Source organism: Anatilimnocola aggregata (genome assembly GCF_007747655.1).
Classification (GTDB): Bacteria; Planctomycetota; Planctomycetia; order Pirellulales; family Pirellulaceae; genus Anatilimnocola; species Anatilimnocola aggregata.
Window position 1 is genome coordinate 6,262,731 of record NZ_CP036274.1, and the last position, 16,358, is coordinate 6,279,088.

General features: G+C 59.1%; 14 protein-coding genes. 7 read left to right on the forward strand and 7 right to left on the reverse strand.

Features of this window, described 5'->3' with window-relative positions:
* Window positions 1-59: 59 nt before the first annotated feature.
* Window positions 60-3,245, reverse strand: coding sequence for a hypothetical protein (locus tag ETAA8_RS23520; RefSeq protein WP_202921228.1), 3,186 nt, complete (start codon window positions 3,243-3,245; stop codon window positions 60-62).
* A 94-nt stretch (window positions 3,246-3,339) separates the two neighbouring features.
* Here ETAA8_RS23520 and ETAA8_RS23525 point away from each other — a divergent pair, with 94 nt between their 5' ends.
* Genes ETAA8_RS23525 through folP form a run of 3 tightly spaced genes read left to right on the forward strand, consistent with a single transcriptional unit; the run spans window position 3,340 to window position 6,358 of the window.
* The gene (locus tag ETAA8_RS23525) at window positions 3,340-4,587 is read left to right on the forward strand and encodes a glucose 1-dehydrogenase (RefSeq protein ID WP_238397547.1); all 1,248 of its coding nucleotides are present in this window, start codon (window positions 3,340-3,342) and stop codon (window positions 4,585-4,587) included.
* Between the two features lie 56 nt (window positions 4,588-4,643).
* Window positions 4,644-5,459, forward strand: a complete 816-nt coding sequence (locus ETAA8_RS23530; RefSeq protein ID WP_145094202.1) for a carbon-nitrogen hydrolase family protein — start codon at window positions 4,644-4,646, stop codon at window positions 5,457-5,459.
* Window positions 5,456-6,358, forward strand: coding sequence for a dihydropteroate synthase (gene folP, locus ETAA8_RS23535; protein WP_202921229.1), 903 nt, complete (start codon window positions 5,456-5,458; stop codon window positions 6,356-6,358). The genes ETAA8_RS23530 and folP overlap by 4 nt, the downstream gene beginning before the upstream one ends.
* 6 nt (window positions 6,359-6,364) lie before the next feature.
* On the opposite strand, the gene ETAA8_RS23540 is transcribed toward folP, so the two are convergent.
* Complete coding sequence (locus ETAA8_RS23540) at window positions 6,365-7,729, reverse strand: YncE family protein (protein ID WP_145094205.1); 1,365 nt, start codon at window positions 7,727-7,729, stop codon at window positions 6,365-6,367.
* A gap of 152 nt (window positions 7,730-7,881) precedes the next feature.
* Entirely contained in the window at window positions 7,882-9,102 is a 1,221-nt protein-coding gene (locus tag ETAA8_RS23545; protein WP_202921230.1) for a PDZ domain-containing protein, read from the reverse strand.
* 123 nt (window positions 9,103-9,225) lie between these two features.
* Here ETAA8_RS23545 and ETAA8_RS23550 point away from each other — a divergent pair, with 123 nt between their 5' ends.
* Window positions 9,226-10,176 (forward strand): GNAT family N-acetyltransferase, encoded by a 951-nt coding sequence (locus ETAA8_RS23550; RefSeq protein WP_145094211.1) that lies wholly within the window; start codon window positions 9,226-9,228, stop codon window positions 10,174-10,176.
* Here ETAA8_RS23550 and ETAA8_RS23555 read toward each other — a convergent pair whose 3' ends face one another.
* Window positions 10,177-11,061: a right-handed parallel beta-helix repeat-containing protein gene (locus ETAA8_RS23555; protein WP_145094214.1), complete on the reverse strand. Its 885-nt coding sequence runs from the start codon at window positions 11,059-11,061 to the stop codon at window positions 10,177-10,179.
* 519 nt (window positions 11,062-11,580) lie between these two features.
* Between ETAA8_RS23555 and ETAA8_RS23560 the strand changes: the two genes are divergently transcribed.
* Window positions 11,581-12,009, forward strand: coding sequence for an NUDIX domain-containing protein (locus tag ETAA8_RS23560; protein ID WP_145094216.1), 429 nt, complete (start codon window positions 11,581-11,583; stop codon window positions 12,007-12,009).
* A gap of 21 nt (window positions 12,010-12,030) precedes the next feature.
* Here ETAA8_RS23560 and ETAA8_RS23565 read toward each other — a convergent pair whose 3' ends face one another.
* Entirely contained in the window at window positions 12,031-13,128 is a 1,098-nt protein-coding gene (locus ETAA8_RS23565; protein ID WP_145094219.1) for a hypothetical protein, read from the reverse strand.
* 188 nt (window positions 13,129-13,316) lie between these two features.
* Between ETAA8_RS23565 and ETAA8_RS23570 the strand changes: the two genes are divergently transcribed.
* Complete coding sequence (locus ETAA8_RS23570; RefSeq protein WP_145094222.1) at window positions 13,317-13,943, forward strand: hypothetical protein; 627 nt, start codon at window positions 13,317-13,319, stop codon at window positions 13,941-13,943.
* Window positions 13,944-13,946: 3 nt separating this feature from the next.
* Window positions 13,947-14,687, forward strand: coding sequence for a hypothetical protein (locus tag ETAA8_RS23575; protein ID WP_145094225.1), 741 nt, complete (start codon window positions 13,947-13,949; stop codon window positions 14,685-14,687).
* Here ETAA8_RS23575 and ETAA8_RS23580 read toward each other — a convergent pair.
* Window positions 14,651-15,013, reverse strand: a complete 363-nt coding sequence (locus tag ETAA8_RS23580; protein ID WP_145094228.1) for a DNA polymerase ligase N-terminal domain-containing protein — start codon at window positions 15,011-15,013, stop codon at window positions 14,651-14,653. The genes ETAA8_RS23575 and ETAA8_RS23580 overlap by 37 nt on opposite strands.
* A gap of 31 nt (window positions 15,014-15,044) precedes the next feature.
* Entirely contained in the window at window positions 15,045-16,355 is a 1,311-nt protein-coding gene (locus tag ETAA8_RS23585) for a prolipoprotein diacylglyceryl transferase family protein (RefSeq protein ID WP_145094230.1), read from the reverse strand.
* Window positions 16,356-16,358: the final 3 nt, after the last annotated feature.

Below are 16,358 nucleotides of genomic sequence, written 5' to 3' on the forward strand. Positions count from 1 at the left end.
CCTATGTTAGGCGCGATTGGTGCGCGCGAAAAGATGATGGTGACCTCGATAGGCGTTGATTAGCGAGGGACGGTCTTTTCGCCCATCACTACTTCGCTTTTCGTTCCCTTTTGCAGTTCGGCGACCGTCACTTTGGACGTGAAGACCTGCGGCATGGGTTGGGTAGCAGGAGCACCTGCCGGAAGGCGAAAATCCAGGCGGGCCTCGCGAAACGGTCCACCCGTAAGTTCCCAGCGAATTGGATAGGTGCCCTTGGCAAACTTCACGATCTTTTCGCGGGGGCCTTTGATCACTATGCCCGCACCCACGCTGTTGAACTTCTCACCGTTCAACGAGACGGTATTGAAATCCTCACTCGACGTGCCACCGCCATGAAAGACTCCATATTCGCCATCGGCGGCAATCACGAGCACACCCTCGAATACGATCGATAATTTGCCGCCCCCTGCCCGAAAACGCGACAGCTGGCGATTAAATTCGGTAGACTCGATCACTTTGTTTTCGTTTACATAACTAAGAAGTATGTCTTGTGGCGCGCCATCGACATAAATCAACCCGCGCATGCCGGGGAGCCACTCGGAGGCCACAAATTCGGCTGAAGAAGCAGGAACGAACGACTGCGGAGATGGCGCAACAACCGGCGGCTCAGCTGCCGGAGGATCAAATTGCAATGGAACAAATTTCGGTGCGGCCGGCGCTGGCGAGGAAGGCTCAGCGGCCTTCGCGGCTGCCCCAAAAGCGACTTCTGTCTTCGCTTGTTGGCGGAGGGTTGTGGTAAGTCGTTTGGGCGTTGCCATCACCGGAGGCAAGGCATCGGCAGGAGCGCCATCGGCACAACGGACATCGATCTTGGCATTGCCGAGTCCACCGCCGGTTAGTTCCCACTTGAGGATATGTTCGCCCTTGGGCAGAGAGATGGTCCGCATCTCGTTTTTGGTTCGATCATCGCCGACGGTGGAAATTTTTTCGCCACGGACAAAGAAAGTGTGAACACCACCGCTCGACGATCCACCGACATGATGAAAGGTGTAGTCGCCGTCCTTGGGAACGATGAGCACCCCTTCGAGCCGGATCATCACGCGCTGCGTTGGCTGACGGAACGGTTGCAGCAGTGGGTCGAACTCGGCTCCGGTGATGGTATGGCCAGGTTGATAGCTGACGAGGACGTTCTGAACTTGATTGTCGACCAATACGAGTCCGAATAGACCCGGTTCCCACCCGGTTTGATTGCTGGCACTCTTGGTCGACGATGTGCCAGGCTTGGAAGCACTGGCGGTCGAGCCGCTGGCCGGGCGTGGAGCCGCGGTATCGGGAACAGCGGACAGTTCCTTGATCCGCTTTTCGGCCTTGGCTTTGCTTAAGCCGGTAAGCGCGGAGACTGCCTGGCGATACCAATACTTGGCGCGTATTTTCGCAAGTGCGATCAGTTCGAGATCGACTCCCTTGGTGTTGTCGGCCCAATCGAACCAAGCTTCGGCGGCTGCCAATTGAAGATCGGCAGAGTCGGGCTCGCCATTGTCGCCATCTGCGACCTGATCGGTGGGGAGCACACTTTGCAAGGACTCGATTCCCGCTGCCGCCAGGTGAGCGCGACCTTTCTTCCAATCTTGCTGCATGGTGCAAACGAATTTGCCAGCGATGAGATTGGCTGCTGCATCGGTCGGATTCCCAGCCAGTGTTGCCAGGGCCCGTTCGTACTCGGCATATTCATTTTTAAGTTTCACCACGGCGGTGCGCTGTTGCGATGCCTGTCGCTTCTTCTCCAAGTCTTTCAAGCGACTGGTGACTTTGAGCCCCAACAGCGACAGCTGATCTGCGTATTCGATCTGCTGCGTAAGGACGGCGGTATCGATCTCAATTTTAAGTTTGTCGGCCAGACTGTCGCGCTGCTCGGGCGCGAGCGTTGCATCGGCAAGGGCAGAGTAGGTGGCGGCAAACAGATCGCGACTCTCTTTGGGTTCGAAGCGATAGGAGGTCGTTAGATTCTGAACAGCGCGCAGTGCTGGCGACACTTCTCCGGCACCGATGAACAACTTGCGCGCATTATCGAGCAATACGTAGCAGCCTGCGGGATCGTCCTTGGTCTCGCGCGCGAGTTTGTCCATCTTGCGCGCGAGAGCGTACTTCAGCTCTGGTTTGTTCGCCGCTTTGGCTTCCTTCCCAAAGATCTCTAAGATTTGCGCGCGGGCTGCTGTCAGCGCGTCTTCACTGGGCAACGGAGTTGCTGCCGCATCGGCCGGAGCGGGGGAGTCGCCACCATCAGGCGGATCGAGGGCCGCACCAAAGGGCACCGGATTAGGGGCCGGAGTATCGTCCGAATTTAGTTCGGGCGGCCTGGTGTCTGGAATGGCGGGTGATGATGGTGTCGCATCCGGCGTTGTAACCGGAGGATTTACGGGGTCAGCCACCGCTGGAGGGACTGTGCTATTTGCAGGAACATCAGGCGAGGGAGTCGGCGAATTGCTTGTCGTCTCTGGCGTTGGCGGCGCGAGGGGCGGCGGAGCGGGAGTTACTGAATCAGTTTTGGGTGGCGGTCCGGGCAACGTTGCGCCTTCGACGGGGTTCACTGCCGGCGGAACGACGGAATTCTCAGCCCCGTTTGAGCTAGCACTGTTTTCGCCGCCTGAATTGGCCGCAAGTTGGTCTCCGCCATTCATCGCGGCAATCACGATCACCGCACTGGTGAGCAGAGCACCCACGATCAGGCCAGCCAGAATCAAATGAGTGGTCGTGGGCCCTTTGCTAACCGGACGAGAAGCCTTGTTGATGAACGGGGCCGGCGCGGGAGCAAATGCAGGCTGTGGAATTGGTGCCGGTACTGGAACGTAGTTCGGTGGCGGCAGCGGCTGAGGTGGCAAGGCTGGCCCGCTCAAGGGTGGTGGGGGCAAGGGAGCAGCGAGCGGGGCCTTGGCGGGAAGTACGGCTGCTTGAGGCAGAGGTTTGGCCTTGGGGACCGCCTTCACTTCGAGTTGTTTGCGCAGGTTGCTGTCGTACGCGGTCTTTTTTCCAACATTGAGCAAGCAAGCCGCAGCTGCCGAAACGTCATTGAGCACGCTCTGGCTGAGCGCAGCATTCTTACCAACTTGCAGCGTGCGCAGATGAGCCATGCGCTGGTCGGCGGCATTGCTGATCACTTCCAGGTTCGGCTCGAAATTCTTCAATCCCAACAGGCGATAGTGGTTGGCCGGCTGCTCTTCCGGTGGAATGCCGAGCCAGGTGTAAAACGGGTCAAACTTTTCGGACATGAGCGATCCTCTTACAGAACAACGAATAGCTGCATCAGTTTGACACCCCTTTGGCACCTCCGGTTCCGCGAGTATTATCAACCCCGAAGGAGTAGTGGTCAATCGTCAACTACCATTTGCCCGGCAGAGGCGTCCCGCTTGCCAAGCCCTGGTGCTGGCCTCGTCAACAGTGGGCTTTTTCGCTAAACTTCCGGGCTTTCTCGCCGCACTCTTCGCAACACACGTTTGGGCCGCAGATATGAAAGCCATTGCCGTTTATCCGGGCAAAAAAGATAGCGTTCACTTGGAAGAAATCGCTAAGCCGGCGGTCACCGACATTCCCAATGAAATGGGCGTGCTGGTGCGAGTGCTGAAGGTGGGAGTCGACGCGACCGATCGCGAAATCAACGACGCGCTCTACGGCCAGGCCCCGCCCGGCGACAAACACATGGTCCTTGGGCACGAGTCGTTCGGCATTGTCGAAGCGGTCGGCAAGAAGGTTCGCCGCGTGCAGGTGGGGGATTATGTCACCGCGACCGTGCGTCGTCCCGGTAAGTCGATCTACGACATGATCGGCACCTACGACATGACCAGCGAAGAAACCTACTACGAGCGCGGCATCAACCTGCTGCACGGCTATCTCACCGAGTACTTCGTCGATCACGAAGATTACATCGTGAAGGTCCCCAAGGGTCTGAAGCACCTGCATGTGCTGATGGAGCCGATGAGCTGCGCCGCGAAGGCCGTGCAACAAGCGTACGAAGTGCAACGCCGGATGCGAGTCTGGAGCCCGAAGACGGCCTTTGTGTTTGGTGTCGGTCAGATCGGCCTGTTGTCGGCGCTAATCCTCAAGCTGCGCGGGTTGCAAGTCTTCTCACTCGCCCGCTCGAAGGCCGGCACGCTCAATAGCAAAATTGTCGAAGGTCTCGGCTCGACCTATGTCAGCACTGCCGAGACGAGCATCGATCAACTGGTAAAAAGCGTCGGCAAACCAGACCTGATCATCGACGCTACCGGCAGCAGCCAGATGGCGTTCGACGGCATGCGTTGCCTCGGCCTCAACGGGGTGCTGGTGTGGACGAGCATCACAGGTGCCGATCGCAAGATTGAAGTCCCCTCGGACAAAATCAATCTCGAATGGGTGCTCGGCAACAAGCTGCTCCTCGGCAGCGTGAATGCGAATCGCGAGCATTTCGAGTCGGGCATTCGCGATCTAGCCCTCGGCGAAATGATGTACCCTGGCATCGTGCAGCAGATTCTGACCAATCCGGTCGAAGGTCTCGATCGCTACGAAGAGATGATGAAGCTGCTAACGAACGAGAAGGCCGCACTCAAGGTATATATGAACATTGCCTCGGAGTAATGGTTGAGCTTTAGCGGCTCGGCAGGAGCCTCGTCCTCCCGAACTGAAAGTCCACCATGAAGACCAAGCTTCGCGTTGCTGCCGTGCAAATGAATTCTTCGCTCGACAAGGCGAAGAATCTGGCCGAAGCGGAGCGGCTAATCAGGCACGCCACGGCTGGCGGGGCAGAACTGATTGTCCTGCCCGAGCTATTCAATCTGTACGGCGACCTGCGGCAGGCGGCGGCCAAAGCAGAGCCCCTTGAGGGCCCAACCGCACAGCTACTCTCTGCGTTGGCGCGCGAGTTGGCGGTGTACCTTGTTGGTGGCAGTTTTGCCGAAGTGGCCGCCGGTGAAAACCGTGCTTACAACACCAGCTTGACGATCGACCCGAGTGGTAACGTCTTAGCGACGTATCGCAAGATGCACTTGTTCAACGTCGATCTCGGCGCTGAGCTGCGCGTGTGTGAGTCAGACAATCTGCTGCCGGGCACAGAGATCACTTGCCTGGAAACGGACTTCGCCAAGCTGGGCATCTCCATTTGTTACGACTTGCGTTTTCCCGAGTTGTATCGCGAACAGGCGAGTCAAGGTGTTGAGTTGCTGTGCATTCCCGCCGCGTTCACGCAGCGGACTGGGCGCGATCACTGGGAGTTGCTGGTGCGAACTCGCGCGGTCGAGAATCAGTGCTATGTCATTGCCGCCAACCAGGTGGGCGAACATGCCCCCGGCAGCGTGAGCTATGGGCGTTCGCTGATCGTTGATCCCTGGGGCAAGGTGCTGACCGAAGCCAGCGGCGAGCGGGCGGAAGTTGTGCTTGCCGATCTCTCGGGCGAACTTCTGACTGACATTCGCCGCAAGTTGCCAGCACTGAAGAATCGAATCCTGCCATGACCAACCGCTCACCAACTCCGTTTCAGCCTCCGCGCTGGCCGGCGATACGGAGCCAAGTGTGGCAACTGCGAACCCGCGAACTGACATTCGTCGCGGGCCCAGCTTGGATGGCAATCGTCAACGTTACGCCCGATAGTTTTTCGGACGGCGGTCAGTATTTCAACCCTGCGGCAGCCATCGAACAGGCCGAACACTTGCTGAGCCAGGGTGCCGATATTCTCGATATCGGCGGCGAAAGCACCCGACCATACTCGGAGCCGGTGAGCGAAACGGAAGAACTGCGCCGAGTGCTGCCGGTGATCGAAGCGATTCGCCAGCGTCATCCGACCGCGCTCATTTCCATTGATACTTCCAAGCCTGCCGTCGCAGCAGCAGCTGTGAGCGCCGGCGCAGAGATCATGAACGACATCACGGGATTCGCCAACCCGGCCATGATCGAACTGGCCCGCGCGACGCAGGTCGGGGTGTGCGCGATGCACATGCAAGGGACTCCGCAGACAATGCAGGACCAGCCCGCGTACGGCAATGTCGTGGCCGAGGTGTCTGCCTATCTCGAGCAGCGGCGCGACGCTCTCCTTGCTGCGGGCCTGCTTCCCGCGCGCATCTGCCTCGACCCTGGCATTGGCTTCGGCAAGACGCATGAACATAACCTGCAGCTCATGGCCCACTCTGCGACGTTTCACGCGTTGGGCTGCCCGCTGCTGGTGGGGCATTCGCGCAAAGGTTTCATTGGACAGGTCCTCGGCGATAAGAGTGCCAATCGCGATGCCGGTTCCCTGGGCGGAGCGCTCGCTCTGGCCCTGCAAGGAGTGCAGGTGATTCGCTTGCACCAGATTCGCGCGGCGCGCGAGGCCTGGCAAGTGTTGCGGGCCAGCTTGCCAGGCATGAATCCGAGTTAGCGAAAACTACGGACTGCCGATTACACGCTCACTGGCCGGAATGTGAAAGACCGTGAGTGCAGCAGTTTCCCAGCCGCGGGGCTGGCCTTTGCGCCAACCATCCCAACAAATGAAGAGGCGTTCTCCCTTTTCATCCAGGGCCGAACTAAACGAGCCATCGAGCGCATAGCCATGTTTTTCCCAAAACGTGGCGTGCAAAAAGCCGAGCACTTTCCGCCGGTTGGTCGCAGTGTCGTACTGCACGATTGGTGTACCGTCTTTGGTCGCGCCACCATGTGCGCCGGGGACGTAGTAGAGGTAACGCCCCGTGGGATCGGCCTCGATCGACGAAATATACTCCTGCGTGCCGACCCCAACGTTGCCAAGTTGCTTGACTTCATTCGTCTTTACATTCAGCGACCAGAGATCGGCCTTGGTGCCAGAAGTGCAATAGACCAGCCCTTGCGGCGTTTCGGCCGAGGCACTGCGGACGTGCGGGATCTCCATTTTTGTGATTTCGTTGGTCTCGGGATCGTACATGCTCCCTTCCCAATAGACGCGGCCCGTCGAAGTCGAAAAGATCAGAACGCGCGTCGGACCGTGATCGGCCACCTTGAGCAACTTGCCGCTCCGGACATCGAGCGCGAAGAACTGCACGTTCTGATTCGCCGCATCTTTGCCCGGTGCTGTGCCGCCGTAATAGATCATTCGCTTCGGGTCGAGCACGCTGGCGGGCAACGTGTGCTTGGGAATCGGGAACTGCTTGACGATCTGTGTTTCGAGCGTGGCGGGGTTTGTGCGCAGGATCCATTCCCCAAGGTAACCATTCTTATCGTGAGTCACTGTCGGCGAGCCACGATCGGTCGCATAGTACAGCCAGCCGTCGTTACCCATGTCGATGCGGCTCTGCATTTCACCGGGACGATAATTCATCTCCGGCGGAAAGACATTCTTCGATTCCAGGAACTTGCTGGTGTCGCACAGCAGCCGGAACTGTTGCTTGGCGGCATCATATTCCCACAGATGGGCGGTCCCTCGCGGCGCGAGATGATCGTTGTCGGACGTGTAGTACTTGTCGCCGAGCACGAAGCCGTCCGATCGATTCGACCACGGATTGCCCGGATAGTTTTGCTCGGGGAAAAAAGCGAAGTCGACACGGGGCGGAGACTTGGCAATGCCCACCTCAGCCCGCAGGTTTTCACCGGGCTTTAAGAAGTCGACGGTTTGTTCGCTGACCACCAACTTGCCATCGGCCAACTTGGGCGGATACGGCAGTGGATAGCGAGCTTTTTCGCGCGCAGCCCGCGCTTCTTCGGGGCTCAACTTGGGTTTAGCTGGCTTTTTCTCTTGCCCGAAGCTAGTGCCAGTTGCGACCAGCAGAAGGGTAGCCAATAAGGCCAATGATGTACGCGAGCGAACTGCTTGATGTGAAAATTGCATCATGGTGTTCTAGCAAACTGGACGGTCGGTGACGAACAAACAGGGGAGCAGGATGTGCATCCTGCTCCCCTGTGGCGGTTTGACGATTGGTGGCTGAACCGCAACTAGGGGAGTGCTGGCGGGGTTGGCAAAGCGGGAAGGGCTGGCGGAACCAGGGGGAGCTCCGGGCCGCGGATTGCATCGCGCGGCAAATCTGGGGCGGCTTCGACAGCCGGTGCAGATTTGCTTTCGAGCTTGAGGAGTCGATCCTCCAGCGAACGAACCGTGGCCTGCAGCAGTTCAATCTGGCTCTTGAGTGTTGCGATATCTTCCATTTGTCCCGCGGGAGGGCCGCCTGCTGGGCGGGCAAAGTTATCGAGGACTTCTCCCACACGACGGACGAGCGGGCGATCTCCGGCAGCGCCACCGAGAATCCCACCGATGGCCGGCGGACTAGAGACAGCTGGGCCAGGTGCGGCCGGCATCGCCCGAGCATCGAGCACCGTCGGCGAGAGGCGAACGGTTTTGCGCGTGAGCGTGGCACCGCGATAGTAGCTCAGCTCCACTTCCTGCCCGGGACGCGAAACGGCAATGACGCCGACGAGATCCTCGGCCGCATTCACTCGTTGCCCATCGATGGCCACGATTACCGAGCCGACGGGAATGCCGGCCCGATCGGCGGGACCACCGGGACGAACCGCAGCGACCAGCGCTCCCCGTGTCGACTGCAAGCCATTCGCCGCGCGAGTTTGCTCCGTCACTGGCACGACCGAGACACCCAAAGAAGCGCGTTCGCCCCCGTCGTCCGCAGGTCGCAGGACTGAATCGCCCAGGCCGCGGGGAGTGCCAGCAGGGAGTTCGAGCGGATCTTCTCCACCCGGTGCTGGACCTGGATCTTCAGCTCCCAGGCGATTGACCGGGGGAGTTTGGCGAGCGACTAAGGTAGCGTTCAAGGTGAGTGCTTCACGCCCGCGCTGCAGGGTGAATTGGGCTCGCTGACCGGCTCCGACTTGATCGAGAGCGCGCTGAAAGTCGTCGAGGTTTTTGACCTCGCTGCCGTTGATCGCCGAGATCAAATCGTCCTTCTTCAGCCCGGCAGCTTCCGCTGGGCTGGCAGCCTTTACACCCAAAACGATCACGCCCTGCAAGCCATCGGTTTCGTCGGCGGTCAGCCCCAAATAGCCAGGCGAAGCGGCCGGTGTGGGGGCGCCATCGGTAGGCGGAGCCAGCTTATTCACGGCATCACCCAGCCGCTGTTCAAGCCGTTTGAGCAGTTGGGCCGACGCTGCGGAGTGCAGCATCAGAATTGACATCAGGGCAATCAAGCCCGTCGTAAACGAGCGCATGACAAAACTCCTGCTTAGCGTTTGTGTGCGAAAACGGGACATTATTGGAAGAAACCGGGGTTTGCAGCCGGGGCAGGCTGCTGCCGTTCGATTTAGGGTGATTATCCGCTATGCTCGGACCAAATGAAACTGCCCGTGATTAATGCTGAGCCTTTGTGGCACGAACGTGGTGAACCAAGCGCTGCCTTGCAATTGGCTGCAGCAGCCTGGCATGAAGCAGAGCGGGCAGCTCAAGTGGCCATCGTGCTGCGAACGGTCGATCATCAGCCGCCGCGTTTCAAACTGGTCGCCGCTCATCAGGACGATGCGCTCGTGGGTGCAGTTCTGGCCGAGTGTCTGCCGGGGCGAGCGGCGGTGGTCATGCAGCCGCGAATCACTGACAACGCCATTGAGCCGGGTGCCATCGCTGGGGCACTTTTGCAGGGGATGAACCAGGCACTGCGGGCCGACGGAACTCTGCTTGCCCAAGCGCTCACCAAGCAGCGGTCGGATGAAGCTGCCGGGCAGTTTCAAGCCAGCGGTTATTATTTGGTGGGAGATTTGCTTTATCTGGCCGCGGATTTGACCGCGCCGCTGGCTGAGGATGAAGTTGCTGAGAATGAGCTGGCCGAAGCGGACTCGGGTTTTCAATTGATTGCTCACGATCCGGATGACTTCGCGCGCTGGGGACCACTGCTGGACCAGACCTATATCGGCACGCTCGACTGTCCGGCCGTGGATGGCTTGCGCCCGACCAGTGACGTACTCAAAGGTTATCGAGATATCGGCCGCCCGCGGAGCGATTGGTGGTTTATCGTGCGGCATCAAGGCGAGGACGTAGGCTGCTTGTTGCTTGCCGAACATGCCGAAATGCCGCAGACCGAGTTGATTTACATGGCGCTTGTGCCTGCTGTGCGCGGCCGCGGTTGGGGCTTGCACCTGGTGCAACATGGCCTGCGCGTCGCGCGCGAGACTGGCGCTCAGCATATGATTTTGTCGGTCGATGCCGATAATGCGCCGGCCCTGCGACACTATGTGGCAGCTGGTTTTCGAGTGTGGGAACGGCGGGCGATCTGGGTTCACAAGCTGGCGTAACTATTCGACGCGGAAGACACGTCCGCCATCGCTGACGAGCGCGGGTGCCGATTTATCGTCGAAGTCGCAGTCGCGCACGCGTGTTTGCGAGTAACCTTCTGCTCGCAGTTGTGAATTGCCGTTACCCGCGGCATCGCATTGGTCGAGTGTGACTCGCGACGCCCCACCAACCGTGAACCCGCTCCGCCCATTGTCGATGCTGATGACTCCCAGCAACTTCGCCTGGCGAGCATTGTCGGCCGCGTTCACCCCGTCGAGCTGAAAGCCGCGCACGGTCAAGTCGGTAATCACGACGTCCTGAACTTGATAAAGGGTAATGCCCGTCTGCAACCCGCAGCAGGAGAGGTCGTAGCTTGAGGGAAGCTTATCTTTTTCGACGCAGAAATAAATCCAACCCGAGAGGAGCGTCCATTGCTTGGGATTCAGCACCGGTCGGGCATCGCCCGTCGGCTGGACAAATTCCGCCGGCACGTTGTCGATGAACAGGCGTTGAAAGGAGCCGCGGGGCGGACGAACGCGAAAAATCTCGCCCGTCACAAATTCCCACTCCGCGGTGGCAAGGGACAGACTGCCGTCGATCGTGGCGCCGTTGCCGATCAGTTCGAAGGGGTAAGTTGCGAGGCCCGAGTGATAGCCGCCGCTGATCGCCACGCTCTCGCGGTAAGGTTCCGCGTTATTCGCCAGAATGACCCGATCACCCTTGTTGGCCAGCCGCAGAGCTTTCGCAATCGTGCGAACCGGACCATTGCCGACACCAATCGAGGTCGTCGCACGGCCGTTGCGACGATCGTCACCCGTCACGTTGTCGACATAAATGTCAGCTGCCGAGCACGTGGCGGCCAACGCAAACCAGAGGAAAGAACATTCGAGCAATCGACCGCGCATGGCTTGTTTCCCTCGTCCCGTGAGTATCACGCTCAATTATACCACGAGGAGTTGACGCGGCCTTGAGAAACGCGAATTTAGGTGGTGGGTTAGTTTGAAATCTGGAAACCAATACGACCACAACCAACTCGGCGACACATAATTGACAACTACTAACCAATTCGTTATAATACAATAGACTGTTTTGGCAATCTGGTGGAAGGACTGTGCAGTGCGTGGCGGGAACTGTTCGCGCGAAGCGAGGAACCGTTTCTGGGCGTTGCTGAGGCGGGTTAACCAGCGTAGCGAATTATGCCACGCTGGTTCAGCAGCAAGGGGGTTTATCAACAAACACGATGATTCTTGAATTGGAAAGTTGGTCGCAATTTGTTGCTGTGAAAAGGCTTAAAGGTGAGTCTCGCAAAAGGGGGGTGTTGATAAACCCGGGCGGTATTCTGTGGGGATTAAATCGGCTAGAGTCGAGTGAGGCGACCTGGAGGTCGCACTAATTACCAGGAACTTTTGGCAGCGTGAATTGGCATGGCCCAAGTCAGACTCGGCGTGGTGGCGGTGGTCTTGAAGCCCGGGTCGTCGCAGGCAAGTTTTCTGGTCATTCGCCGGTCGCAAACCGTTCGCTCGCCCGGCAAGTTCTGTTTCCCCGGTGGCAGCATTGAAGCGGGCGAGTCCGAAGAAGAAGCGGTCGTGCGTGAGTTTTGGGAAGAGTTGGGGGCCCGCATCACGCCGCAGCGGCGGTTGTGGCAAAGCCTGACGATTACCAATGTCCGCCTGGCCTGGTGGCTGGTGGAGATGCTGCCCGATCAAGCCATCACGCCAAATCCGCTGGAAGTGGAATCGTATCGCTGGCTGACGAGCGACGAAGCCCTAGCGCTGCCAGACTTGCTGGCCAGCAATCGGGATTTTTATGCGGCCTGGTGGCAAGGCGATTTTCACTTGCCGGCCGAAAGATAAATGCCTGAATCGACCGAGCACTTACCGCAACTGTTTGGCGGCACGGCGGCGATTGAAGATTTCCGGATCAAACGGATCGCGGGGCTGCCAGCGATCGTTGTCCGGACTCGAAGTCGAGGCGGGCAGAGTGGGCTTTTGCAAATGATTCCCGGCCAGCTTGGCATCGGCCGATTGATCAGCGGGCAAGTTGCCAGTTGCTGCCGTGGCACCTGCTTCGTTGCCGGGCACCGCGCGCAGGGGTGTGGATAGTTGAGCTGAGCGGGCATCGATGGTGGATGGCAACACCAGTTGCTCTTTACGATGGGCCAGTTGTTCGACCCAGACGGTGAGCTCGTGGAGTTGGCTCTTACTTTTCAGATCGAAGACCGCGTCGCTGGCTCCGCCGTGTGGTTCCTGGGGCTTAGTCAGAATGAGGCTGTTGGCGGGGTCGTCGCGATTGACGAATTGCAACACGGCGTGCAGATTGCGATGGGTGAAGCGCTGCGGGGAACCAATCCCTGCTGGAGGTCTTAGCAGGCGAAACTCATTCGTCGACGTGCCACCGTGGCACTGATTGGTGGCGCAGCGGTTATTGAGCATGGGTTGAACAATGGTGGTGAAGCGCTCCAAGGTTCCCTTGGGAAGTTCGCGCAGCATCGTATCGAGTTGCTCGGGGCCAACCATGGCAGCACTCGAGGCAGTGGGCTTGGGTGGGGCCGGGGCATTGAGGGCCGACTGCAGTCGCCGGTCAATTTGTTCGATGCGAGGATTTTTGGGATCATTCGCAAGCGCTAGCGAAAGTTGTTCGGCGCAGCGGCGATGCAAGTGATGTCGCAGGCACCATTCCGCCAGGTCGAGATGAGGCTTGGCACCATCGCCCGAAAGACGACGCAGTTTCCAATCGTAGGCAGCTTCTAAATCGGGGGATTCGACTTCGACTTCGCTGGCGGCAATTTTCACTTCGCCCCCAACGCCGATCGTCACAATGTAGTGGTCACCCACGCGCGTGATTTCGCCGCGCATCACCTGACCATTGCGCAGCACCAGCAACCCGGCCTGCGGCGAGAGATTGGCCAGTTCCTGTCCCAACGCGAGCGCGGGCAGAACGAGCCACATCAAAATGGTGATGCGACGTGACATACGGCGGGGAAATTAGGGAGCTGCCAATCACCCGTCAAGATCGATTTGCCGGATTTGCAACTGCACCGCTGCTACCACCAGGGCGATAGCGACAAACCAAAGTTCGGCTAGGTGGGGCGGGCGTTTTTCGTTAAGATTCGTGGGTGGCAAAGGAATGCCTCGCAAATTTGGCAAAGGATGGCAGGCACATGCAATGGGTCCCCTCGCCGAGTGTCCGCTCGATCGTGCTCGTCGCGTTTTTAATCGGCTTGCCCGTGTTGGCGGTGCCTTATGTTTCGAAGAATTTCGACGCGGCCATTTATGGCACGGCGAAAAAGAGCGTGCCCGATTTAATCGTCAGTACCATGCCGCAGCGCACGCAGGAGCCAATTCAAATCGATGGGGTTTCTCCGGCGCGGTTTGATGAATCGCTTATTCAGGCCGAGCCTGAACGAGCGCGCGAGCGAAACGAAGGGTTGGACGCCGTCGTTACGGCACCTCCTCTCTTCAACGCGCCCCCGACCTTTGCTGGTCGCCTGCCGGCACGGCCGACAGAAATGGCGGGCGGCTCGCCGGTCACTCCCGAACCGCTGGCTTATGTGCAGCAAGTTCGGCAACGACTCGAAGAACTCGGCGCGCAATATGTGGTGCTCGAAGAGCTCGATCCCGGCCGCCAATATCGCTTCTCGGTGCAGATGCAAGTCTCGCCGCGGCAGCCGAACATTCGCCCCTTTGAAGCAGTGGCCAATGATCCGGCTGCGGCCGCTCGCACCGTGCTGGCCGATGTGGAATCGTGGCGAACTGCCGCGTTACCATCGCAAACCTTGCAACGGTGACGCATGAGCCGCGTTCGGACTCGCCTGCTCTGGATTGCGCTGCTGGCAGTGTTGTTGGTGGCGGGCGGCTTCGGCTTCTTCACTTATCAAGTGCAGCAGGTTCCGCAGTTCTATCGCCAGGCAATCGCCGCATCTCCTCGCGAGCAAGTGCAAGCCGGCGAACAGTTCGAGACCGAAGCGCTCGAATTGCAGAATCAGATTCAACGAACCGGCGACTGGCAAGTCGAACTCGCGGCCGATGAAATCAACGGTTGGCTGGCGACGGTGCTGCCGGAAAAATTCGGCGAAGCTATTCCCCCCGGCATTAGCGATCCGCGCGTCGCCATCGAGCAAGGGCGACTACTGGCCGCTTGCAAATATCAGGCAGTGGGAATTGAGACGGTCGTTTCGATTGAACTGGAAGCATTCTTGACCAACGAGACGAACGTAGTCGCGGTCCGCGTGCATCAAGTGGCTGCCGGCAAAGTGCCGATTCCACTCGGCCAGTACCTGGAACAAATTACTGCCGCAGCAGCCGAGCGCGGCATCTTCGTCCGTTGGCAAGAGGTCGACGGCGATCCGCTGGCCCTGATTTCGCTCCCCCTCGCCGAGCCCGACGACAAACGTTCGATTGTCATTCGCTCGCTGGAACTATCCCCGGGAAAGTTGATCGCCACGGGAACCGCAGAAGACACGGCACCGGTAAAACGCCCGCGACCAGTTCCGCCTCACGACTCGCCTGGAAACGACAATTCCCAGAACTGAGCTGACGTTCGTCGCAGCCGAAATTCGCCGCGCAGTTGTTCGCCCTGCAAGCGGGCGCAGTATTCATCGCTCGTCTGCTGTAGCCACACGAGTTCGCCACGATCCACGCGTGCGACCGAGCCCCGGTTGTTTGAAACAGCCCCTTCGTAGTCGAGATACACCAGTCGATGCGGTGGCAACTCTTCGGCAACAATCGAACCTGCGGTGGGCAGAGCTTCTATCGCCCACGTCAGCAGGGATTCACCACTTTCGAGCATCAAATCGTAATGGCTGGCCCGGGGTGAGTCGGCAGGGAGCGTGTGACGAAGGAGAACAAATTGCGGCATGAAGGAGCAGCCAGGCTGGAAGCCTGGCTCACTAGGCTTTGGCGGGAACTAAACTGCCGCGCGGTTGGGTTTCGATGTAGGCGAGCAGCGCGACGCCGATCAGGAGCAGCCCAATGCTGACCCACTGCGAAATGGTGAGGGACGTACCGAACTGCCCACCTTCGTCGACGCGGATGATTTCGAGCAAAATGCGCGAGAGAGGATGCACGATCATCATGATGGCAGCCACTTCGCCATCGTGACGGCGAAACGGATAAAAGACCCAGAGGAGCAGCGCGAGCAAGCCCGCGTCGATGGCAGCATATAGCTGAGCAGGATGCACCGGAGCGCTCCGCTGCGGAGACGGCGCGTTGGTCCAGCGAATCAAACGATCACCGTTTAGTTCGAGTTCGACATTGCCCGAACTGCCGGCCAATTGCTGCTGGGCATCGGTCAGTGACGAGACCTGTTTGCCATTGATCTTCTTGATCTCGTCTCCGGCTCTTACCTGCTGCATAGCGGCGACACTGTCCGGCGCGACGAATGCGACGACAATCTTCGGCGGTTCGTTTTCTTTCCCTTCACCTTGCTGTTTAAGCCAAATTCCCGTGCGCCAACCGAGATCTTCCTGTCGCGCGTAAGGCGGGCTCCCCGCAGGAAATGTAACGGCAGGGGGCATCGTCGAGCAGAAGCCGCCATAGCAGCAGCCATTCATAAAGCAGCCCACGCGACCGAGGGCTAAACCAAGGAGCAAACTGGGGGCGACGATATCGGCAATTACCAGCGGCGGCAAGCGGCGGGACCAGAGATACCAAATACCAACTGGAAAAGCGCCAATCACAGCGCCATACACGACCAGCCCGCCTTGCGGCATGTTGATTACTTTTTTCAGCGTCGCCCAGGTGTCGCCAGCCACGTGAAACTCATGCCAGTATTGCGTGACGAAAAACAGGCGAGCGCCAACGATGCCGGAAATGGTCATGAGCATCGCCAGGCTGTAAATCACTTCGGGATCGATGCCCATTCGCCGTGCGCGATACGCAGCCAGCAACACCCCCGAGATAACCGCAGCCACCATGAACATGCCGTAGGTGCGAATCGGCAAGCCGATCTTCGTGACGCCAGCCTCTTGATACTCGACGAGCAGGCGCGGAAGTACGAAGACGACTCCCAGCGCCACGAGCCCGATGTACGGCAACAAGCCGGTAAGGTCGAGCTTGGCTTTGGACAGGCGCGGCCAGGCGTAGATCAAGCCCGCGGCCACGAACAGCCAGGCAATCAACATCCAGCCCCAACCAAACATGGGGAGGCCGAATGGATCGCCGGAGATGAATTGCGGAATGTAGAGGAGAGTAGAACGCACGCG